A 21940-nucleotide genomic window follows, 5' to 3' on the forward strand; every position below is an offset into this window, starting at 1 on the left:
ACTTATAATACACATTCTTTGTGAACATATGCCGAATAGCAGTCAAAGTGTAGAACATCATGACAGGCGGTCATGCTTATTTTAGCCATGTATCCCGAGATTCTACCGCTGCTTAAAGCTTGGTATTATGAATGCAACAGGTGTTGTTAAAGTGAGTAGCAAGCTAAAACGCCGATGCTAAACTAAATATTGATAAGCATTGGACGAAACGTCATTTTGAGGTAACTAATGGAAACTATTGACAAGATTAAACAGCAGATCGAAGAAAATCCAATCATCCTATATATGAAAGGGTCGCCAAAACTCCCTAACTGTGGTTTCTCTTCGCAGGCATCTCAGGCTTTGATGGCGTGTGGTGAGCAGTTTGCTTATGTTGACATTTTATTAAATCCAGATATTCGTGCTGAACTACCGCATTATGCGAACTGGCCAACTTTCCCTCAGCTTTGGGTAGAAGGCGAGTTAATCGGTGGTTGTGACATCATCATTGAGATGTTCCAAAAGGGTGAGCTTCAACCTCTTATTGCTGAAACAGCAGCTAAATATAAGAAAGACGAAGCAGCAGCGGAATAAGCTAACCGCTTATGGCAGAGTCGATACTCTGCCATGCTTTATTTTTTAAAAAATCTTCTAATATCTTCCTACCTACTTTTCTTAGCAAGTCTTTTTGTCTGATGTTTGGTTGAAAACCTGCAAGTTCATTGAATTTAAGATATTTACACTTTCATTAACGCTATCCGCGTTTATCTAACTCAGAGCTACTCACTTATTTTTATCAACTCAAGTTGACGTTAGCGTCAAGCTGAAAACGCTCTCTGTTTTGCATACCTATATAAACAGTGTAATAGAACGTGCTTCAGTATTGAGTTCTATAAAATCCAAAAAGTGAATAATTATTCACTTTTACCTTGGTTTACGTTTACGTAAACGTTTGCTATTGGTTATGTCTTGTTGCATTTTTATTGATGTGATACCGGTGTCATTTTACAAATTTATATTCACTATTTTCAAAGTGGCAAATTTATTACGATTTTGGCTAACTTGTCTTACCAATGAGAAATATTCAAGTTTGTGAATATGTATTCATATTTGTGTTGACTCTACTTTCAATCAAGGCTAATTTTGAATATCTGCCAGCATTTCGTCGTACCGTCATGGGCTGGCCGTTGTAGCAAGGGGAGGAGTCTATGTTATACGACTCAAAATTAGAAAAAGATAACTGTGGATTTGGCTTGATTGCGCATGTAAGCGGTCAGCCAAGTCACAAACTGATCCGTACAGCAATCACAGGTTTGGACCGCATGCAGCACCGAGGTGGTATTTCTGCAGATGGCAAAACCGGTGATGGTTGCGGACTGTTATTACAAAAACCGGATAGTTTTTTCCGTGCCGTCGCAGCTGAAAACGATTGGCATGTAGGCAAAAACTATGCGGTAGGTATGCTATTTTTAAATCAGGACCATGAGCTTGCAGCTGCGGCTGAGAAAGTGATCAGTGAAGAATTAGAAAAAGAAACACTGACGCTCATTGGTTGGCGTGAAGTACCCACCGATCCATCTATGCTTGGCCCTATCGCTAAAGCACAATTACCGCAGTTTAAACAGGTTTTTGTCGGTGCTCCTGAAGGGTGGCGTCCTAAAGATTTAGAGCGTCGTCTATATATAGCAAGACGACGCATTGAAAAGCGTTTAGAGCAAGATGAGCAGTTTTATATTTGTAGTTTGTCCGGTTTAGTGACTATCTACAAAGGCTTAATGATGCCAGCGGATCTACCGAATTTTTATACGGATCTTGCTGATATGCGGATGACCAGTGCGATTTGTGTATTCCATCAACGCTTTTCAACCAATACACAGCCTCGATGGCCGTTGGCGCAGCCATTCCGTTATTTAGCTCACAATGGTGAAATCAATACTATTGAAGGTAACCGTCAGTGGGCGAGAGCGCGTGCTTACAAGTTCGCGTCGCCGTTATTACCAGACTTACAAAATGCGGCACCGTTTGTCAATGAAACGGGTTCTGACTCGTCTAGTTTAGATAACATGCTAGAGCTATTTTTAGCTGGTGGCATGGACTTATTCCGCGCTATGCGTATGTTAGTGCCACCTGCATGGCAGAAAAATCGTGCCATGGATGAAGACTTACGCGCATTCTATGACTTTAACTCCATGCATATGGAACCTTGGGATGGCCCAGCTGGCATCGTGATGTCTGATGGACGCTTTGCTGCCTGTAATTTGGACCGTAACGGTCTTCGTCCTGCCCGCTATGTGATCACGCAAGACGGCTTTATTACGCTTGCCTCGGAAGTGGGCATTTGGGATTACGCGCCAGATGAAGTTATAGAAAAAGGTCGCGTGGGTCCAGGTGAATTACTGGTGGTTGATACCTTACATGGCAAGATTTGGCAGTCCGATGAAATCGATCAAGATTTGAAATCCAGACATCCATACAAAACTTGGCTTGAGCAAAACGTTAAGCGTTTAACGCCATTTGAAGCACTAGATGAAAAAGCGGCTGGCAAGCGCGATCTTGACGATGAAACCTTGTTGACCTATCAGAAACAGTTTGGTTATACCAACGAAGAGCTCGACCAAGTTATTCGCGTGATGGGTGAAAATGGCCAAGAAGCAACTGGTTCAATGGGTGACGATACGCCATTTGCAGTGCTATCTGAAGGACACCGTTCGATATTTGACTACTTCCGCCAGAAGTTTGCTCAGGTCACGAACCCGCCAATCGATCCGTTACGAGAAAATCATGTAATGTCACTGGCGACTTGTATTGGTCGCGAGCAAAACGTTTTCAACGAAACTACAGGTCATGCTAAACGTTTACAGTTTGCCTCGCCGGTACTGACTTATTCTGATATGCAGCAGCTATTAACCGCCGATGATGACCATTACTGTGCGTGTAAAATTTCATTGATTTACGAGATTGAAGAGTCTTTGCAAGATGCAATCAAGCGTATTTGTGATGAGGCTGTTGCAAAAGCAGGCTCCGGGTGCGTGATGTTAGTGCTCAGTGACCGAGAAATTGCTGCAGGCAAGCAAGTTATCCCAGCGGCGATGGCCGTGGGGGCAGTACAAAGGCGACTGGTGGATGGCAACCAGCGTTGCGATACTAATATTTTGGTTGAAACAGGTAGCGTGAGAGATCCGCACCAGTTTGCTGTTCTGTTAGGTTTTGGCGCAACAGCGATTTATCCTTATCTAGCCTACGAAACCCTTGTTGCAATGTGTGATAAGAAGATCATTAAAAAGTCTTACCGCGAGGTGACTCTGTCTTATCGCGGCGCGATTAACAAAGGTTTATACAAGATCATGTCGAAGATGGGGATCAGCACCATTGCTTCCTATCGTTGTTCGATGTTGTTTGAAGCCGTCGGTTTATCCGATGAGGTTGTTGAACTGTGCTTCAAAGGAGTTGCAAACCGTATTAAAGGTGCGTGTTTTGACGACTTTGCCTTGGAGCAACAACAACTCAATAAATTGGCATTTAGCAAGCGTAAACTACTATCACACGGTGGATTATTAAAGTATGTGCATGGTGGTGAATACCATGCTTATAACCCTGATGTCGTGCAAACTTTGCAGACCGCAGTTCGTTCGGGTAACTATCAAGACTACGTTAAATATGCGGAGCTGGTAAATAACCGTCCAATTACGAATTTGCGAGATATGCTTAAGCTTAATACGGCGCAACAAGCAATCGACATCAACGACGTTGAGCCTGCGACTGAGCTATACAAACGTTTTGACTCAGCCGCAATGAGTATCGGGGCTTTATCACCGGAGGCACATGAGGCGTTAGCGATTGCGATGAATCGCCTCGGCGGTTGCTCTAACTCTGGTGAGGGTGGTGAGGATAAGCTACGTTTTGGTACAGAAAAGAATTCGCGTATTAAGCAAGTTGCTTCTGGCCGATTCGGTGTGACACCACACTATTTACGTTCAGCTGACGTTATTCAAATCAAAGTTGCGCAAGGGGCAAAGCCGGGCGAGGGTGGTCAGCTTCCAGGTGAAAAAGTCACCCCTTATATCGCGAAGTTACGCTATTCGGTTCCTGGTGTTACTTTGATTTCGCCGCCGCCGCATCACGATATTTATTCGATTGAAGACTTAGCCCAGCTTATTTTTGACCTCAAACAGGTCAACCCTGAAGCGATGATCTCGGTCAAACTGGTTTCAGAACCAGGTGTCGGCACGATTGCGACTGGTGTTGCTAAAGCGTATGCCGATCTCATTACCATTGCCGGTTATGACGGTGGGACTGGGGCGAGTCCGCTGACATCGGTAAAGTATGCAGGTAGCCCTTGGGAGCTTGGCCTTGCTGAAACGCAACAGGCGCTGGTTGAAAATGGTCTACGCCACCGCATTAGGTTGCAAACAGATGGCGGCTTAAAAACCGGATTAGACATTATTAAAGCAGCAATTTTGGGGGCTGAGAGCTTTGGTTTTGGTACCGGCCCTATGGTAGCGCTTGGCTGTAAGTACCTGCGGATCTGTCACCTTAATAACTGTGCAACAGGTGTTGCTACACAAGATGATACGTTGCGTCAAAAGCATTATCATGGATTGCCAGAAATGGCGATGAACTACTTTAAGTTTATTGCACAAGAGGCTCGTGAACTGATGGCGGCTTTGGGAGTCACAAAACTCACCGATTTGATTGGTAGAACGGATTTACTTGAAGCTATTGAAGGTAATACTGCGAAGCAGAAAAAGCTCGACTTAAGTCCGCTTCTAGCGAAGCCGAACAATCCGTCAAATGAAGCGCTGTATTGCACCCATACTAATCCGTCACATTACAGTGGTGCGTTGAACGAAAGCTTACTTGCGAAAGCGAAGACGGCAATCGACGAAATGACCGGTATCTCGCTGGTGAGCCGTATATCCAATACGGATCGCTCTATCGGTGCAATGTTGTCTGGTTATATCGCGAGCAAGCATGGTAACCAAGGTATGGCAGCGGATCCAATCGCACTTGAGTTACATGGTACAGCAGGGCAATCTTTTGGGGTGTGGAATGCAGGTGGCCTTGAAATGACATTAGTCGGTGATGCTAACGATTATGTTGGTAAAGGGATGGCTGGTGGAAAGCTAGTCGTGCGTCCTCCTGTCGGCTCAAGCTTTGCTTCTCATCAGGCGGCTATCATTGGTAACACCTGTTTATATGGCGCGACCGGCGGCAAGTTGTTTGCGGCAGGTCGAGCTGGGGAGCGCTTTGCTGTGCGTAACTCGGGTGTACAAGCGGTTGTTGAAGGGCTTGGTGATAATGGTTGCGAATACATGACGGGAGGCGTAGTGTGTGTGCTTGGTCAAGTTGGCGTTAACTTTGGCGCAGGCATGACCGGTGGTTTTGCCTATGTACTTGATGAAGAGAGTGATTTTGATAAGCGGATCAACCCTGAGTTGGTCGAGCTGGTAGACCTCAAAGCGCTTGCATCGCACCAAGAACATTTACGCGGTTTAATTGCAGAGCATCTAGATTTAACGAGCTCAACTCGAGCTGAGCAGATCTTAGCTAACTTTGAGTTGTATTTGCCAATGTTTAAATTGGTAAAGCCAAAGTCGAGCGATTTAAACAGTTTACTTGGCCACCGAGCGCGTAGTAGCGCTGAGTTAAGAATTCAGGCGCAGTAGGAGAGAGCAATGAGCGAGAACGTTTACCAATTTATCGATGTACAACGTGTAGATCCGCGCAAAAAGCCTATTTCTACGCGTAAGCAATCTTTTGTTGAAATTTATGAGCCTTTTTCTGAGCAGCAAGTTCATTCACAGTCCGACCGTTGTTTAGATTGTGGTAACCCGTACTGTGAATGGAAGTGTCCAGTTCACAACTATATTCCGCAATGGCTCAAACTTATTCGTACGGGCAGAATCATTGAGGCAGCGGAACTGTCTCACCGTACCAATAGTTTGCCTGAAGTGTGTGGGCGAGTATGTCCGCAAGATAGGCTTTGTGAGGGGTCGTGTACGCTGAACGAAGAGTTTGGTGCAGTGACTATAGGAAATATTGAAAAATATATTACCGATACGGCGTTTGCACAGGGCTGGAAGCCTGATCTTTCTTACGTTACTTGGACCGATAAGAAAGTCGCAATCATAGGTGCGGGCCCGGCGGGGCTTGGCTGTGCGGATATTCTAGTGCGAAACGGCGTGCGTCCAGTGGTGTATGACCGCAACCCTGAAATTGGCGGTTTGCTGACCTTTGGGATCCCGTCATTCAAATTAGAAAAATCGGTAATGGAAAACCGTCGCGAGATTTTCACCGAAATGGGCGTTGAGTTTAATCTCAATACCGAGGTTGGTCGTGATGTTTCAATGGACGAGCTATTGTCGCAATACGACGCCGTATTCTTGGGTGTGGGGACGTACCAAAGCATGAAAGGCAATCTTGAAAATGAAGATGCCGATGGTGTTTATGATGCGCTACCATTTTTGATTGGTAACACCAACCGAGTTATGGGCTATGACGAAAGTCAGCATAGCTATGTGAACATGGCGGGTAAGCGCGTGGTGGTACTTGGTGGCGGGGACACTGCGATGGACTGTGTTAGAACGTCAGTCAGACAAAATGCGCAATCCGTGATCTGTGCTTATCGTCGTGATGAAGAAAACATGCCAGGTTCCGTTCGAGAAGTTAAAAATGCCAAAGAAGAAGGGGTTGAATTTAGATTCAATTTACAGCCGGTTGGTATTGAAATTGACAGCTCAGGCAAAGTCACGGGCGTTAAAATGGTGAAAACACAATTAGGTGAACCCGACAAAAATGGTCGCCGTAGTGCTGAAACCGTGGAAGGCTCTGAGCATACACTAGAAGCCGATGCGGTGATTATGGCATTTGGTTTTAAGCCGCACAACCTTGACTGGTTAGCACAATACGATGTCGCAATAAATCACTGGGGCGGTATTGTTGCACCAGAAAAAGGCGCATTTACACATCAAACAAGTAATCCGAAAATCTTTGCTGGTGGTGACGCCGTACGAGGTTCTGATTTAGTGGTAACGGCGATTTTTGAAGGCCGCAACGCCGCTGAAGGCATTTTGGACTATTTAGAAGTTTAACGCTTTTGTCGTTCACAAACCCCAACTACATTCGTTGTAGCTGGGGTTTTTTATTTGAATTTTGCGTAGGGACTGTTTATCTTTTAAGTTTGTTTTTGCAGCAGTTTGATTGGTGTTTATACAAGGCAGAGTCTGCGTAGCATAGTTGTTCTATGTGAGTCAGGCGAGAACACAGTAGAAATGCCAATCAAGCGCTGCCCTTTGGGTTCACCTGAGTGTGCTTTGTTCATTGTTGCTCAACTTTTACCTAGATTACTAGGCGGCAAGTCGAGCGTCGCGACCAAAACGCACTCTGAAGAACAAAAATCAAACAGCAAAGGTCAACAGACCCTTGTTAGCCGCTAACTTAATTTCACTTAACATGTATTTATCAATAATATTAAGGAAAGATCATGAATGAAACGATAAACTCAGGCGCTGATGCGGTCACTGCAAAGATAGCGAGTGTAAACGATTGGCGTGCGGCGGTATTGCAGCAGATCAGAAGTCTGATCCTAAGTGTTGATAAAGATGTAGAGGAAGATATCAAATGGCGTAAGCCAAGCAACCCAACAGGAGTGCCCGTATGGTCAAAAGCTGGCATGATCTGCACGGGCGAAGTATACAAAGATAAGGTCAAACTTACCTTTGCATATGGCGCAAAGTTTGAAGATGAGCACCAGTTATTCAATACAGGGTTTGCTGGTAACACTAGACGGGCGATTGATATTAAACAGCAGGACACCATCAATGAAGCCCATTTTTGTACATTGATCCGTGCAGCAATTCAATTCAACCTTGAAAAATAAAACGTAAAACGGTCTGATTTAATGTAGCATTCATGCAACCGCTTTGGGTAAAGTTGGCTCAAAGTTTGGTGGCAAAGCTTCAGGGTTTCAATGTGGCGTCCTTGTGGCGTTCGCATTAAGCTCGATAAAAGAAAAATAAAAAGGAATGAAAAATAAAGAATGCACAAAATCAAAATAACGACGAATTTATATCTCTATCAATTTCCTCCTTTTGCTGGGGATCATGTTGGCTACAATATCTATGCATTTATTCACAACAATACCGCCATGCTGCTTGATACTGGCTTTGAAGCGCATGGACAAGCTGTTCGCGAAGATCTAAACAGTCTCGATATCACCATAATACAAGTTTTATTTTCACACTTTCATCCGGATCATATCTCTGGGTTGCCAGCGCTTGCAGGACCAAAACTGTTTGGAAATCATCATTATAAAAACACATTAGATAAGTATACTGCTAAAGAGAAGCATCACTATTTTGAGGGGCTTAATGAGCTGCATGAAAACTCTGTGCTACATTTCGGTGAGTTCGAGTTTAAATTTGAGTTGATTACTGGACATGTAGAATGTGGTTTATACACCATCATTAACGATAAATATATTCATGTAGCTGATGATATCATGACATCAAACGAGGGAGAGGCGCTTCTGCCTGCGGTCCATATTAGTGGAGCTCGAGCACATTTTAATTCCCTAGAAAAATTAAAAAAGTATGCCGGTCTCACTTTACTGCTCTCTCATGGTAATCCAATTTCTGGTACGGAACCGATTTTAACCGCAATATCTCAAAGGCAAAGTTATTTAGAGGCGATAGCCCAAAGCGAGTCACCATTGAGTCTTGAAAACGCCTTGGCTGGATGTACGGCAGAGTTTTTACATACAGAGTGGCATAACCACGTTTACCGTTAATCATGTTACATCACACAAAATTGCCTTTCGTATTTGCTAACAGGCTATGTTTATAGGTTGCCTACAAACATAGCCAGTCAGGACTGATGACAGGTACTCAATGTTTTACGCACTTTGCACTTGTAATAATTCCTTTGCACTCGCTCTTGTCGTGTCACTTATTTTATCCCCACCAATTAACCTTGCTATTTCATCAATGCGTTGGCTTTGTGCCATTGGGGTCATTTTGGTAAAGGTTTCGCCATGTTCTACCCGTTTTGCGACAAAGAACTGATTGTGACCACTGCATGCCACTTGCGGTAAGTGAGTAACACAAATAACTTGCGTGGACTGACCAAGTTGGCGTAGCAATTTACCTACGGTTGCAGCAGTTGGACCTGAGATCCCCACATCAACTTCATCGAAAATCAAAGTGGGTGTCGTAACACGTGTTGCGATAATCACTTGAATGGCTAAGCTTATCCGAGATAGCTCACCACCCGAGGCAACTTTACCCATAGGCTGTAAAGGTTGTCCTGGGTTAGTCGAGACGTAAAATTCAATGTGGTCATACCCAAAAGGGCTCGGTTTTGCGCCAAGATTAGGCGTTAACTGGATCTCAAATTGACCATCACCCATCGCAAGCTCTTTCATACTTGCAGAAATACGCTCGTTAAGAGATGCACTGGCTTGCTGGCGGCTTTGACTTAATCCAAGCGCCGCTTGATTGTAGGCGTTGATGGCTTCAGCAATTTCTTCTTCTAGTGCATCCAATCGTGCAGAATCAGAGTTAATAGACTCAAGCTCGTGTTGCAGTGCTTGATGGTGCTGATGTAGCAATTCAGGTTGAACTTGATGCTTTCTAGCTAAATCCAGAGCTTGAGAGAGTCTATCTTCTAGCTCTTGTAGTCTCATTGGATCTTGTTCGACTGAATCGGAATAACTGCGGATCTCTCTACTTGCTTCTTCCACTTGTACTGCAGCTTCTTCAAGCACTTGCGCAATATTCTCAAGAGTTTTGTCAAAACTGGTGAGTTCAGAGAACACTTGTGCACTTTGTTGTAGTTGCGATAGCACAGTCTGCTCGTCATTTTCATAAAGGCGAGAAAGCTCACGATGGCATTGTTCTAAAATGGTCTGGCTATGGCTTAGGCGCGAGTGTTCGGTCTCAATATCTTCATATTCGCCTTCTTGTAGGGCAAACTCGTCAAGCTCTGCTACTTGGTACTCAAGAAGTTGTTTTTTTGCGGCTTGTGTCTGTTGTGACTTTTGTAGTTCGGCATATTCTTTTTGCAGCTTATGGTAGTGATTATATTGGCCCTTAACTGCTTGTAACAAAGTCGTGTGGTTTGCGTAAGCATCAAGCAAGTGCAGTTGATATTCTGGTTTTAGCAGTAGCTGATGGGCGTGTTGCCCATGAATAGCAATAAGGTGTTGCCCAAGCTCCTTTTGTTGGCCAGCAGTAACAGGGGAGCCATTGATGTAGCTTTTACTACGCCCACTTTTACTAATAACACGACGAAGGATACATTCATTCTCTTCGTTATCTAGCATATGCTCCGTTAGAAAGCGTTTGGCAGCAGGGAGATTTGAAACATCAAACTGAGCAGAGATATCCGCTTTGTCGGTGCCTGGACGAATAGCAGAAGGATCAGCACGCTCACCGAGACATAAAGAAAGCGCATCAATTGCAATGGACTTACCCGCGCCTGTTTCACCTGTAATTGCGGTCATGCCGCAATGCCAGTCAATATTTAGCGCACTAACAATAGCAAAATTTTGAACATTTAAAGCTAAAAGCATACTGTACACCCTAACAGAGAATTACTGTTAATTTATACAGTATTTTATTGTTTAGCAACTCAAATCAAAAAATTTTACTAAAAATAATAGCAAGATTAACCGATGGCGTGCTCTTTTACTAAGGCTGCTTGCATTTGTTGGTTGGATGGCTCTGAATCACCTAGCTCTTGCGAATCCAGCACATCTTCATCTTGCTGTATTGCTGGTGTATCAGGTGTTTGAATGCGTGCAATGAGAGCTGGAAGCATCTCGCGATAGAAGTCACGATTATAGGCAATGCCCGCCGTGGGTAATTCAGCAACAAAATATTGTAATTGCTCAGCAAGCAAATCCATATTGCCATTTGAGCGACACTTATTGAGCTCGTTTGTCACTGAATAGATAAATAACTCAGACACTTTTTCCAGTTGCGCCAAGTTCTCTTCCGAGTGCGCTTGAACAACAAAAAAGTTGCCAACAATTGCATTGATCTGCGGTGCGTATTTTGGCCTTAAAATCTTCGCTTCAACGAATTCAGCAACTTTAAGTTTAAAGTTGCTACTAATCACTTTTAAACGATCGTTAAAGGCTTTTTTTTCCGCTTCACGGGCTTTTCTTCTATTATTTTCAATCACTAAATACACTGAAAGTATAGTGATAAGCAGCGCCAATGTGAAAAATACAACGTAAGCCATTTTATTGTTATTTACCTAAATTAGAAAATTTAACCAAGGTTATTTTGCGTAACTTTGCGTGCTTAGTAAAGCCTACTGCCCCAATTTAATTTCTGTCTAAGAACATTGTAGTAGGAGTAGCATTTGGGATGGATCAATCTTAGTCTTTTCTCCGCTTTTTTGATGATAACTTCGTCACCAGGTAGCACTGCCAGTACAACATGACTGTCACAACTTACTTGTAAGCTGTCGGTGTTTTCTAGACTTAACTTGAGTTTGACTTCCTTTTCTGCGTCCACTACCAGAGGCCTGCTAGATAAAGTATGCGGAAACATAGGCACCAGTGAAATAGCGTCGAGTTCGGGGGTTAAAATAGGCCCACCACCCGAAAGCGAGTAAGCGGTTGACCCCGTTGGCGTCGAGACAATTAAACCGTCTGAGCGCTGAGAAAATACAAAGTCGTCATCGATAAAAGCCTCAAATTCAATCATATGCGCAACTTTATCAGCGTGTAATACGGCTTCGTTCATTGCTAAATTTGCGCTTTTAAGTTGGTGATGTCGGTATACTGCCACCTCCAACAGAAATCTTGACTCTTCAATAAATTGGCCGCTCAACACCGCTTCTAGCTGCGCTTCGAAGCCTTCGGGGTTCAAATCTGTCAAAAAGCCTAAGTTACCGCGGTTAACTCCGATAACGGCGACATCAAAACGAGCCAGTACTCTTGCTGCGCCAAGCATGTTACCGTCACCACCAACAACAATAGCAAGATCGCAACGTTTACCTAGTTCAACTAACTCGACAACAGCGTCTTCGTCTAACGACTTTATTTGCTCCGCAACGCGATCTTCTACGAGTACTTCATATCCTAATGCTTGCAAAAATGTGTAGAGTCGTTGTAAGGTCGTCCCCGCGCCTTCGTGGTTGGGTTTGCCAATTAAGCCGATGGTGTTAAACGTGGTCGTCATTCAGTCATTTGTCCTTGGTATCTTTGTTGCAAGATTATATTAAAAGCGTAGTGCTTGAAACTGGCAATTGACACCCATATTAAAATAATTATGAAACTAAATCCCAGAGATGAACAAATTCTGTGTGCGGTCATGCGCCATTATTGTAATGGTGAAGGACAGCCTGTTGCATCCAGCAAAATAGCAAAGCAGGACGGCCTTGCTATTTGTTCTGCAACCGTACGCAATGCAATGGCAAGACTTGAAAATCAAGGCTTATTGTATTCGCCGCACACGTCAGCTGGCCGCGTGCCCACCGACCAAGGTGTAAAATTCTGGCTACAGGAGTTTTTTCCTCTGGCTGATGTTGCTGTTCATTGGCAACCTGATCAATCCGCAATAGTCTCTTTTGCACATTTATTGAGCCAAAACTTTCAGGTCTGTTGCTGCGTGGGATTACCACAAGTTAGCAGCAAACAAATGTTCCGTGTGGAAGTGCTCGATTTTGATCGTAAAAATTGGCTGGTTCTGCTGTTAGACAGAGCGGGGCAGTCGCACAATATTTGTATTGATAAACCCGTTGATGATTCCGACGCGTTGCGTTACCAGTTTGCGGCTTGGATGAATACCGTATTCAGTCAACAAACTTTAGTTGAAGGGTTGCACCGAATGCGCGCCATGGCGCACAGTGCACCGCCGAGTTGTCATCATATTTTGGCCCAGTGGACTAAGCAGTTAAGTCAGCAATTAGGCTCAGATAATGCAATTGTTGTCGGCGAGCGCTACTTATATAACCGTTTGGAGTTGGATAGAGAGATTAATCTTGGCGTCGGATTTTTAGACCAAGTTGAAGACCGCTTAGCGTTTAAAGACGGCGTATCCGTGTTACTTGGCGAAGAGCTAAGCATGCTCGGTTTACATCGCGTAGTGGTGCTCAGTGTGCCGTATTTCTCCAAAGGAGAATATCAAAGTCGCTTTTGCGTCATTTGCCCTGCGGATTCAAAGATCGAGGCCATCTTGTCAGAATTCAAAAAATTGCCGCAATAAAGGGTTGAAACTCTCATTTCAATCCCCATAATTACCGCAGTTGTAAAGAATCGGAGAATCACCACATGTCTGAGCAGACAAAAGCCCCAGAGCAAGAGCTTGAACAAACACAAGCGGAAGCAGAAGTTGTAGAAGCACAAGCAGAGCAACAAACTCAGGAAGAGCAGGCCGAAAGTGCGGGTGAGTTGAGCCCAGAAGAAGAAATCGCTGGTCTGTACGCTGAGCTAGAAACTGCTAAGCAAACTATCGACTCACAAAAAGATAGCGTTGTTCGCGCCGCCGCTGAGCTTGAAAATGTTCGTCGCCGTGCAGCGCAGGACGTTGAAAAAGCACACAAATTTGCGCTAGAAAAGTTCTCAAACGAATTGCTACCTGTAATCGATAACCTAGAGCGTGCGATTGAGTTTTCTGACAAAGAAAACGAAACGCTAAAGCCTGTGCTTGAAGGTATTGATATGACTATCAAGACATTTGCCGATGCCCTTGCTAAATTTGGTGTTGAAGCGGTAAACCCACAGGGTGAAACATTTAACCCAGAGTTACACCAGGCAATGTCAATTCAGCCGAGCAATGATGTATCACCAAATACAGTGCTTGCTGTGATGCAGAAAGGTTATACCTTAAACGGCCGTCTATTACGCCCTGCGATGGTTATGGTGTCTAAGGCTGCTGAATAAGCAAATCCAATTTGAAAAAGCCGCTCATTGAGCGGCTTTTTTGCGTTTAGGAACAAGTGTATTCGCTTACCAACTACACTGTTTCACTTTATCAAACCACGGACTGGAAAAAGATTTAGCTGTGATGGGGAGGGGGGCAGTGACTTCGACGCCTAACTCTTTTGCTAAATATCTATGTACTAGCAGTTTTACTTTATCGCTTTCTAACTGGGTATATGCCAGTTGTAACGCTTGCTTAGTGTTTTGGTTGGGCATGTCCCCTTCGAGCTGCTTATAGCGCGCCTCAAGCCATTGTAGCCAAGCTTGTTTTGATTCGTTTGGAAAGGCTGTGGTTAGGGTAGATGTGGGCCCTTGTAAACGTTCGTAGTTGACGATTTGCTTTTGAATAAGAAAGACAAACATCAAGTTAATGCCCGCTGAGATTTGACCCGAGCGTTTATCAACTGCTTGATAACCCAGCAGGGCATGACGAAAATACTGCTCGGCTTCAAATATTCGGCCTTGATCAAGCGCGAGGCTACCCAAGTTGCTTTCGATCATTGCAAGGACTGGGGTTTGCTTTAACTCCTCAGCCAATTTGCGTGCCTTGGCATACAAAGTTCTCGCTTTTTGATAGTCATCTTGGTTGCGGGCAACTAATGCCATACTGTTAGTCAGCGTAAGCCGCTGGCGGTCATTTTCTGCATATTTGTAGGCACACTTGAGGCTAATATCAGCGTCATCAAGGTACTCCTGTCGGCGTAACCAAATCCCAAGTGCACTTAAAATGGTAGGGAGGTTTGCTTTAAAAAACATGTCATCTGGATACAAAAAGGTCGCGTTTATTGAGGTATAGAGCCTATCTACTTTATTTGTTGGTACAGAGGCACGAGCGCTCAGCAAGTGCCACTGAATAAATAAAGGTACAGGTACATCTTGCAATTGATCTAAACCGTCGAGAATAATCAGTGATTGTGCAGGGTTAACCGTTAAATAGTCGCTGGCCTCGTCTAGCTTACTTTCAAAATATGAAAAGTCTTTCGCCAACGCGTGTTGGCAAAAATAAAATGTACAAGTTACAAAGAGTAAAAACCGAACCAAGCAAACCCCAACCACATTTTGGCGCATCTATTAACTGTAGTCGGCAGTAACAAATAGTTCCAAATCAATTACGATAAACAGCATTATACAAAGATAAGCAACAATGTAGAGGTCGCCTCTTTAGTTATGAATAGGGAGCGGGAACTTGATGAAAAGAAAACAAATTGCTGAGTTCGCTTTGGTGCAAGTCAATTAGCCGATTGATGTTTTCAAGATCTTCAGTAGTTAAACTGACTTTGCTAAGCATATAGCTAACAGGTGTTTTATTCGCGTCGATACCTGAATAGATAACATCGGTATACTCTTTGGTTTGAATAAAGTGTTCGCCCGCGAGCTTATCTTCAACAACATAGTCAACTCGCTGTTTACTCAACATTTTAAAGCGACGAGCGGCATTGGGCAGGTGAACCAGCTGATCGTTATAAAGGTCTTGGATCAGTTTTTCAAAGGCCATACCGTAGTAGCTGCCAGCATTCAGTGCAAATGTGTTTCCTGCAAGGATCAATGACTCGACTTCGCCGCCAATTTTTGGTTTGTCTTTATGTTGGAATAATGCCATGACTTCTTGGCGGTAAGGTGTAGTGAAGTGCGCAAACTTAGCTCTCGTTGCGGTTTTGGTCGCGGCCACCACTAAATCTACTTTGCCTGTTTTTAGCTCCGTTAGCATTCTTGATGAGGTGGGATAAAATACATATTTCAAGCAATAAGATGAATCGTTAAACAAGGTATTTAGCGCATTAATTTCTATACCAGAGACATTACCTCCGCTGCGAGAAATATAGGGAGGCCACTGCGTTTCGTTCATTCCTACACGCAAAGTTTTATCGCATTTGGCCGACGCTTCGAACGCTAAAAACGCGATGAATAAACTGAGTAAAAACGATCTAGCGTATTTCATGGTGATCGATCCTTGCAGATGAGTAGAGGTGATTATTTTATCAGTAAATCAAAAAAGGCACACGAGCTTTGTTAAACGATTAAGTTTGTAACCGCTAACCGCAGAGTGTTCTCATATCTGTAAAAATTACTGCATATTTCGGCTATGTGCGAGTACGGTCGCGATGGTATTGATAAGCTCAAGCTGCTCTATGGGTTTGGCAACATAACCATCAAATCCGACGCGCTCATACAAGGCTTTGTCTTCCGCAAAGGCATTTGCAGTTAATGCGATGATGGGGATATTAGGATCTTTACTCTTAAGACGTTTACAAGCCTCAACGCCATCCATCTCTGGCATTTGGATGTCCATAAGTATTAAGTCGGGTTTGTTTAGCTCAAATTGTTCAATAGACTCTTTGCCATTATTCGCAATCGCAATATCACCATTGGCTTTACTGATCATAGAGCGCACTACTAGCTGATTTACTGGGTTATCCTCAGCCAGCAATATGGATGTGCCGCTCAAGTCAGCTGCGGTCAGCTGGTCGGTTGTTGGTTGCTCTGAGGTTATCTCAGACTTTTGCATAGGCAACTCGATGCTAAATAGACTGCCTTTTCCAACGGTACTCTCTACTTTAATCGTACCGCCCATCAGGTCAATTAGAGAGCGAGTGATAGAAAGACCAAGTCCCGTACCACCAAATTTTCTAGTGGTGGACTTATCTGCCTGCTCAAATCGTGAAAAGAGTTTGTTGATTGTGGCTTCTGTCATCCCAATGCCAGTGTCGGCTACGGTAATAAGCATACCTGAATCATTTTGAAGCGGTTTTATATGGGTAATAATACTGCCAGTTTCAGTAAACTTAATGGAGTTTGACAAGAGGTTAAGCAACACTTGCCTGACTCTGACTTCATCTCCAAGCCAAAACTTATGCTCAAGTTCAACGTGGATCTTAAGCTTTAATCCCTTGTTTTTTGCCAATACCAAAAAATCTGAGCGCAGATGTTCAACCAGCACCTCAATATTAAATGGCCGTTCTTCAAGCTCAATTCTACCGGCTTCAATTTTAGAGAAATCCAAAATATCGTTGATGATGGTGTTAAGCGCCTTAACTGAGTAGGTGGCCTTCTCAAGCAGATTAGTGGCGGTGCTGTTAAGTGGCTCCGACTTTAAGAGTTGTAATGTGCCATATAAGCCGTTCATGGGGGTTCGTATTTCATGACTCATATTAGCCAAAAAGACGGCTTTTGCTTTGGCTGCTTGCTCAGCAGCTTCTTTGGCGTGCGAGAGTTCTCGTTCGTGCTTAAGCTGCTCTGTGAGATCTAATGCAATACCTAAAAAGCCATCAACATTGCCGCGTTCGTCGGTTAATGTCGTTACGTTCAGCTTAATTTGCACGTATTGGTTTTGCTTAGTGACGTAAGTCCATCGGCTAGTATCTACCACACCTTGCTTGGCTTTGGCGACAAAGACTTCAAATCCAGGTTCAATGACTCTGCCAAGCTCTTCCGTTAACGCTTTTGCTCTTGCTACGACCTCTTCCTCGAGATGGAAAATGGCAGGGGATGATTTACCAATGAGTTCATCTTTTTTGTACCCCAGTAAACGCTCGGCTGCAGGGTTAAACTGGGTAATGATACCGTCAGGATCGGTGGCAACAATGGCATAACCCGAACCTTCAACAATGCTGGTATGAAGTTGGCTGTATTTTACGATTTCTTTAGTTCGTGCTTTTACTTCCTGTTCTAATGACGAGTTCAGTTTAGCAAGGGACTGTGCTTTTTCTTCTTCTGCGGCTAACTTTTCCTTTTCAGCTAGACGCTGACGGGTAAAGCTTAAAAGCAAAATATAAGTGATGATTGCCAATAGCGTAGAGACCAGCAACGCGACCTGTAAAATGGTATTAGGAGAGACGAGATTGAGTGAACGGATAAACTGCGGAGTTGGCCAAATTTTTACTTCCCAAGTGCGACCAAACAAGTTGACCTGTTTAGCCACTGAGTTATCCAACTCTTTAACATCTTCTTTTAGCACCTGATAAAATGGCGTGTTTTCATCGTTATTGGTTACATCGGAAATTTGAATCGAGACATCTTGTCGAAAAGACAGCAAGGTCGACAGGATCTCATCGATAAGTAATGGGGAATAAGTCCAACCAACTAAGTTTTCTAAGCGATTTTCTTCATTTTCCGCCATACCAATAGAGGTATAAATTGGGGCGAGGATCAAAAAGCCATATTTAATTTTATTGTCGGCTTGTACTAAGGTAATTGGAGCGGTAAGTCTCGGTTCATTGGCAGTAGCAGCTTCTATCGCCGCTGTTCGACGACTGTCTTCAGAGCCAATGTCCAACCCGACGGCTTGGTCATTATTTACTTCAGGCTCAATATACTGGATAACAAATTTGCTGGTGTTATGTGGGTTTAGCGTTTTTATGGAGAACGTTCTGTCAGTACGCTCAGCTTGTGCTTGTTGCACAAAGCTGCTTACGTTATCGACGGGGACATATTTGATGATCCCCACGCCACGAGCCCCAGAATATTCCGCTTGGAAGTCAAACGACCTGATATAACGCTGCATCGCTTGATAGTCAAAGCTGTGTTGTTGATTCGCATAAATTGCAGTGCGAAGCCCCAAAATACCGTACCAATACAGCGTAACACGCTCGTTCACACCCTCAGTCACATGGTCAAGCCGTGAGGCAAGTGCCGCCGCTACCTTTTCAGCATGATGCTCCTTTTCTTGCTCATATAACACCAGCCCATAAAGCATACTGCCAACTAACACGAGTAGTGCAGCAACAAGTGGCAAAAATCGGCTCTGGCGAACTGTGTGAGCATTCGCTAACGACACGCTATATTCCTTACGCTTTAAATCTAACCAATATGTTAGTCCAGATAGCATTGAATTGATAGTGATTGCGGTGAAGTGACAACGCTGAATTTATGCCAAAATTGGCTCATGAAAGACATATTATGAATTGTTATTTGGATAAATTATAGATTGAGGCTGGCTCAGTCCCGTAGCCTTAAAAGCTAAAGTACATATGCGGATTTTGGGCTTTATATAAATGTGGCCACTTTTTAGGATGAAATGTGGATGTTTGCCCCGAAAAAAAAGCCAGTCAGAGCTTATTGCTCTAACTGGCTGTTTTAAAACGCTAAAATTTGGTGGAGCTGGGGAACCCCGGTCCGGAAAGCGTCGACTGTTTTATACTTCCTTAAAATCAATAGTTTGCATTAAAATCAGTGAGTTATATTCTTATGTAACCCCCTGAAAGCTTTTTGAATCTAGCCTAGGTGGATGAAATGTGAATGTTTACAGTGTTTGTTTGATAGCTACAAAAACTAAAGCTGCCAAGTACAGTATTGATGTAATTAGCGCTGACCACATTGCTACATAGAGTAAAGCGTTGTTAAAAACAGCTAGCAGCAGTAAAGACGATATGAAGCATGCGAAAAGAAGAAACAGAGCAGCGGCATAAAGATGGAAAAAAACCTTAAGGTTACCTCCATTCTTCCAAAAATTGAAAGAAACTTTTGACCCAAGAGATAAAAGATATGCTCCGATAGCAGCTACGAAGCCTGTCATTGTAAAGCCATATGTTGAGGTGATTGTTGTTATAGCTACTAATCTTGATTCGCTTACTTCAAAAATACTATTTCCAACCGTTATATAGATCAAACCAGTCAAAAGTATCGGAATTCCGGTAGCCAAACACCAACAGAGAACTCTAAGCGTCCTTATGTCACTATTGCTTAACTGCATGTTTAGTACCAGAGATTATTCATTTTGAAATTTCGCCATGTTCTAAGGTATCTCCATACTCATCAAGAAACCTTTCTAGTGAGTCCACAATATTTTGGTTTCCGAATGATTTTTTCACAATTTGTTCCTCTACTTGACTATCATTGTAAATCATCTCATAGAGTATGTTACTTTGATCTAAGTAGATATCTTTTATATTTTCCGTAGTGCTGTTAACCCTGCCTCTTAAGTGTATAGCCCCTAACTTTTTTTCTTCATCATTTTCAATTGTATTGAGTACTGGGTTTAATAGGTTACTTATAGAATTTTTCTTTCCATTTTTTCTTTTAAAACTGATAGTGATTTCGAGCTCTTCGAAGGCATCTTCTTTACTTGCTCCGAAAAATTTTGCGATAGCTGACTTATCATTCATCTCTATATCGGCTTTAGAAATATGGACCAGTTTTTTTACTTGTGACTTAGTTATTTCGCTATGCAATGGCACCATTTTTAACTTTAATTGTCTATCTATCACTCGATCTTTTATCAATTTATTTAGGTAGTATTGTAAATCTGTATATCGAGCGCCTCCTAAAGGGTTTGTAATTCCAATAAAATTATCAGAATCGCTCACATAGATATAGCTAACTTTTTCTAATGAGTGGTCAGACAACACGGCACTGATATTACTAACTTTTCCATCTTTTTTAGATATTGATTTAAAATCTTTCACTAGAGCAGGACACAGCAAATAAAATACTCCAGCCTTTTCTGAAGCTGCTAAAAATAATTGCTTGCCATTTTCTGTGTTTTCTTTTCTTCTATCTGCAATATCTGTGTTCTCATCGCAAAAATCGTTTAATAAATCATAAACATTTGCATAGAGATACTCTCCTGTTTGTTCATCATTTAATTGATAGGTAAAGTAATTTATCTTCATTGTCTTCCTTTAGTACTGCGTAGAAATTTGTATCTAGTTTAAGGGGGTTAATCTTATTGCGTCATCTAAATGGCTTGGACTAAAGTGAGAGTAAACCATGGTTTGCTCAATCTTAGCATGGCCTAGTATCTGTTGTAATACCAATATATTCCCTCCATTCATCATAAAATGACTGGCGAATGTGTGTCTTAGTACATGGCTACACTGTCCCGCTGGCAAAATAATGTCTGTATTATTTACTGCTCGTTCGAATGCCTTTCGACAATCTGCAAATAGTGGCCCTGATTTTTTGGGTATTTCATCATAAAGTGCTTGAGTGATTTGCACTGCACGGTTCTTTTTGCCTTTGGTCTTCATAAACATAATTTTGTGATATCTCAGAATAGATCGTTTTAAGGAGATTGAATAAGGAGAACTGCCTAGTGCATACTAGCCGCCTTATTGTATGAAAGGATTGACAGATGCTACAAAAAGTACACTCAACGACAGTAAATGAACGCGCTACTTTACAGAAGATAGATTTTGTCGTGACCAAAATTGCACCTACGGCAATCGCTACATTATTTGTATTCTACTTTCTAAATTTTTACGACGGTGTAAAAGATCAGGGAACATTTGGCGCTTTTGGTGACTATTTTGGCGGTATTTTAAATCCGATATTGTCATTTTTAACGATTGTTATCTTGGTATACTCCATCCGTTTGCAAGCAAGAGAGTTAGAACTCACCCGTAGTGAGCTGAGTGAAACAAAGGCTATTCACAGCGATAATCTGAAACTACAAAGAGAAATTTTAGAAGAGCAAAGTAGGCAGTATGCGCTAAAAGCTCTAGCAGATAAACTTGAAAATCACATGTCTAAATTTATGGAAACCGTTGAGGAGCCGTTACTACTTCCCCCTAATATAGCGCAAGCGAAAGGCGGAACTCATTTGTCTAATTTGCTCTCTATTGTTCCCGGTTCTAACAAGTATTTAGAGCGACTTAATGATTCAGATTTAGATGAGTACATGCGTTCGATAATCTCTTTCACTGATGCAATATCGATAACAATGAATTATGCAGTGTTTGATTTGCGTGAGGTTTTAAAACTAGGCATTCCAGCGACGCACATCCCAGATCATTTGCTTTTACGACCACTTAGCGTTGCTCAAGTTATTGAAAGAGGCTTTTGTATTTTGGATGAAGGAGTTAATCAGCGGCAAGGTTTGAATCAGAACATATATGGAGAATTTACGAGAGCTATTCATGAGTTCCGAAAAGCCAAGCGACTGCTTGTGAGCGAATACGAGGAAGTTCGTAAAAAGCAGTTTACTGTGTATCAAGAAAGTACATGTATAAGATAAATTGTATCAGCACAAATTGCAGCAGATAGGTTTCTTCTATTGCCATTCATCGAAAATGGAAAGGCTAAATTAACATG

Annotated in this window: 17 protein-coding genes; 8 read left to right on the plus strand and 9 right to left on the minus strand. The window is 42.8% G+C overall.

Annotated features, from left to right (window positions below; all coding sequences use genetic code 11):
* Positions 1 to 228: 228 nt before the first annotated feature.
* The 5 genes from CTT31_RS06380 (at position 229) to CTT31_RS06400 (ending at position 8767) form a co-directional block, all read left to right on the plus strand.
* Entirely contained in the window at positions 229 to 573 is a 345-nt protein-coding gene (locus CTT31_RS06380) for a Grx4 family monothiol glutaredoxin (protein ID WP_010375406.1), read from the plus strand.
* A 614-nt stretch (positions 574 to 1187) separates the two neighbouring features.
* On the plus strand, positions 1188 to 5645 hold the full coding sequence (gltB, locus tag CTT31_RS06385; RefSeq protein WP_260492199.1) for a glutamate synthase large subunit: 4458 nt from the start codon (positions 1188 to 1190) through the stop codon (positions 5643 to 5645).
* 9 nt (positions 5646 to 5654) lie between these two features.
* The gene (locus CTT31_RS06390; protein WP_211859583.1) at positions 5655 to 7070 is read left to right on the plus strand and encodes an FAD-dependent oxidoreductase; all 1416 of its coding nucleotides are present in this window, start codon (positions 5655 to 5657) and stop codon (positions 7068 to 7070) included.
* A 392-nt stretch (positions 7071 to 7462) separates the two neighbouring features.
* Positions 7463 to 7858 (plus strand): DUF1801 domain-containing protein, encoded by a 396-nt coding sequence (locus CTT31_RS06395; RefSeq protein ID WP_045990550.1) that lies wholly within the window; start codon positions 7463 to 7465, stop codon positions 7856 to 7858.
* Between the two features lie 159 nt (positions 7859 to 8017).
* Positions 8018 to 8767, plus strand: coding sequence for an MBL fold metallo-hydrolase (locus tag CTT31_RS06400; RefSeq protein WP_260492200.1), 750 nt, complete (start codon positions 8018 to 8020; stop codon positions 8765 to 8767).
* A 105-nt stretch (positions 8768 to 8872) separates the two neighbouring features.
* Here the strand turns inward: CTT31_RS06400 and recN are convergent, their stop codons facing one another.
* The 3 genes from recN to nadK form a co-directional block, all read right to left on the minus strand.
* Positions 8873 to 10549, minus strand: a complete 1677-nt coding sequence (recN, locus tag CTT31_RS06405; RefSeq protein ID WP_260492201.1) for a DNA repair protein RecN — start codon at positions 10547 to 10549, stop codon at positions 8873 to 8875.
* A 95-nt stretch (positions 10550 to 10644) separates the two neighbouring features.
* A complete protein-coding gene (locus CTT31_RS06410) occupies positions 10645 to 11223 on the minus strand; it encodes a hypothetical protein (protein WP_039492440.1) in 579 nt (192 codons plus the stop codon).
* A 62-nt stretch (positions 11224 to 11285) separates the two neighbouring features.
* Positions 11286 to 12170, minus strand: coding sequence for an NAD(+) kinase (gene nadK / locus CTT31_RS06415; protein WP_017217984.1), 885 nt, complete (start codon positions 12168 to 12170; stop codon positions 11286 to 11288).
* Positions 12171 to 12260: 90 nt separating this feature from the next.
* On the opposite strand from nadK, the gene CTT31_RS06420 reads away from it, so the two are divergent.
* Both CTT31_RS06420 and grpE read left to right on the plus strand, forming a co-directional pair.
* Positions 12261 to 13196, plus strand: coding sequence for an HrcA family transcriptional regulator (locus tag CTT31_RS06420; protein ID WP_171039494.1), 936 nt, complete (start codon positions 12261 to 12263; stop codon positions 13194 to 13196).
* Positions 13197 to 13261: 65 nt separating this feature from the next.
* Positions 13262 to 13873: a nucleotide exchange factor GrpE gene (gene grpE, locus CTT31_RS06425; RefSeq protein WP_130126567.1), complete on the plus strand. Its 612-nt coding sequence runs from the start codon at positions 13262 to 13264 to the stop codon at positions 13871 to 13873.
* A 66-nt stretch (positions 13874 to 13939) separates the two neighbouring features.
* Here grpE and CTT31_RS06430 read toward each other — a convergent pair whose 3' ends face one another.
* The 6 genes from CTT31_RS06430 to CTT31_RS06455 all read right to left on the minus strand — a co-directional run bounded on the left by CTT31_RS06430 (position 13940) and on the right by CTT31_RS06455 (position 20877).
* Complete coding sequence (locus CTT31_RS06430; RefSeq protein ID WP_260492202.1) at positions 13940 to 14980, minus strand: tetratricopeptide repeat protein; 1041 nt, start codon at positions 14978 to 14980, stop codon at positions 13940 to 13942.
* A gap of 97 nt (positions 14981 to 15077) precedes the next feature.
* Positions 15078 to 15851, minus strand: a complete 774-nt coding sequence (locus tag CTT31_RS06435; RefSeq protein WP_260492203.1) for a substrate-binding periplasmic protein — start codon at positions 15849 to 15851, stop codon at positions 15078 to 15080.
* Positions 15852 to 15977: 126 nt separating this feature from the next.
* On the minus strand, positions 15978 to 18686 hold the full coding sequence (locus CTT31_RS06440) for a CHASE domain-containing protein (RefSeq protein ID WP_260492204.1): 2709 nt from the start codon (positions 18684 to 18686) through the stop codon (positions 15978 to 15980).
* Between the two features lie 465 nt (positions 18687 to 19151).
* Complete coding sequence (locus tag CTT31_RS06445) at positions 19152 to 19601, minus strand: hypothetical protein (RefSeq protein ID WP_260492205.1); 450 nt, start codon at positions 19599 to 19601, stop codon at positions 19152 to 19154.
* Between the two features lie 19 nt (positions 19602 to 19620).
* Positions 19621 to 20520: a hypothetical protein gene (locus CTT31_RS06450; RefSeq protein ID WP_260492206.1), complete on the minus strand. Its 900-nt coding sequence runs from the start codon at positions 20518 to 20520 to the stop codon at positions 19621 to 19623.
* A 33-nt stretch (positions 20521 to 20553) separates the two neighbouring features.
* Positions 20554 to 20877, minus strand: a complete 324-nt coding sequence (locus CTT31_RS06455; protein WP_260492207.1) for a tyrosine-type recombinase/integrase — start codon at positions 20875 to 20877, stop codon at positions 20554 to 20556.
* A gap of 104 nt (positions 20878 to 20981) precedes the next feature.
* On the opposite strand from CTT31_RS06455, the gene CTT31_RS06460 reads away from it, so the two are divergent.
* Complete coding sequence (locus CTT31_RS06460) at positions 20982 to 21863, plus strand: hypothetical protein (protein WP_260492208.1); 882 nt, start codon at positions 20982 to 20984, stop codon at positions 21861 to 21863.
* Positions 21864 to 21940 lie beyond the last annotated feature (77 nt).

It is taken from the genome of Pseudoalteromonas maricaloris, assembly GCF_024746855.1.
In the GTDB taxonomy this organism is placed as follows: Bacteria; Pseudomonadota; Gammaproteobacteria; order Enterobacterales; family Alteromonadaceae; genus Pseudoalteromonas; species Pseudoalteromonas maricaloris.

Excerpts from the sequence above, each read along its gene's own strand:
- CTT31_RS06380 (WP_010375406.1), top strand. The coding sequence starts at position 229 with ATGGAAACTATTGACAAGATTAAACAGCAGATCGAAGAAAATCCAATC.
- gltB (WP_260492199.1), top strand. The coding sequence starts at position 1,188 with ATGTTATACGACTCAAAATTAGAAAAAGATAACTGTGGATTTGGCTTG.
- CTT31_RS06390 (WP_211859583.1), top strand. The coding sequence starts at position 5,655 with ATGAGCGAGAACGTTTACCAATTTATCGATGTACAACGTGTAGATCCG.
- CTT31_RS06395 (WP_045990550.1), top strand. The coding sequence starts at position 7,463 with ATGAATGAAACGATAAACTCAGGCGCTGATGCGGTCACTGCAAAGATA.
- CTT31_RS06400 (WP_260492200.1), top strand. The coding sequence starts at position 8,018 with ATGCACAAAATCAAAATAACGACGAATTTATATCTCTATCAATTTCCT.
- recN (WP_260492201.1), bottom strand. The coding sequence starts at position 10,549 with ATGCTTTTAGCTTTAAATGTTCAAAATTTTGCTATTGTTAGTGCGCTA.
- CTT31_RS06410 (WP_039492440.1), bottom strand. The coding sequence starts at position 11,223 with ATGGCTTACGTTGTATTTTTCACATTGGCGCTGCTTATCACTATACTT.
- nadK (WP_017217984.1), bottom strand. The coding sequence starts at position 12,170 with ATGACGACCACGTTTAACACCATCGGCTTAATTGGCAAACCCAACCAC.
- CTT31_RS06420 (WP_171039494.1), top strand. The coding sequence starts at position 12,261 with ATGAAACTAAATCCCAGAGATGAACAAATTCTGTGTGCGGTCATGCGC.
- grpE (WP_130126567.1), top strand. The coding sequence starts at position 13,262 with ATGTCTGAGCAGACAAAAGCCCCAGAGCAAGAGCTTGAACAAACACAA.
- CTT31_RS06430 (WP_260492202.1), bottom strand. The coding sequence starts at position 14,980 with ATGCGCCAAAATGTGGTTGGGGTTTGCTTGGTTCGGTTTTTACTCTTT.
- CTT31_RS06435 (WP_260492203.1), bottom strand. The coding sequence starts at position 15,851 with ATGAAATACGCTAGATCGTTTTTACTCAGTTTATTCATCGCGTTTTTA.
- CTT31_RS06445 (WP_260492205.1), bottom strand. The coding sequence starts at position 19,601 with ATGCAGTTAAGCAATAGTGACATAAGGACGCTTAGAGTTCTCTGTTGG.
- CTT31_RS06450 (WP_260492206.1), bottom strand. The coding sequence starts at position 20,520 with ATGAAGATAAATTACTTTACCTATCAATTAAATGATGAACAAACAGGA.
- CTT31_RS06455 (WP_260492207.1), bottom strand. The coding sequence starts at position 20,877 with ATGAAGACCAAAGGCAAAAAGAACCGTGCAGTGCAAATCACTCAAGCA.
- CTT31_RS06460 (WP_260492208.1), top strand. The coding sequence starts at position 20,982 with ATGCTACAAAAAGTACACTCAACGACAGTAAATGAACGCGCTACTTTA.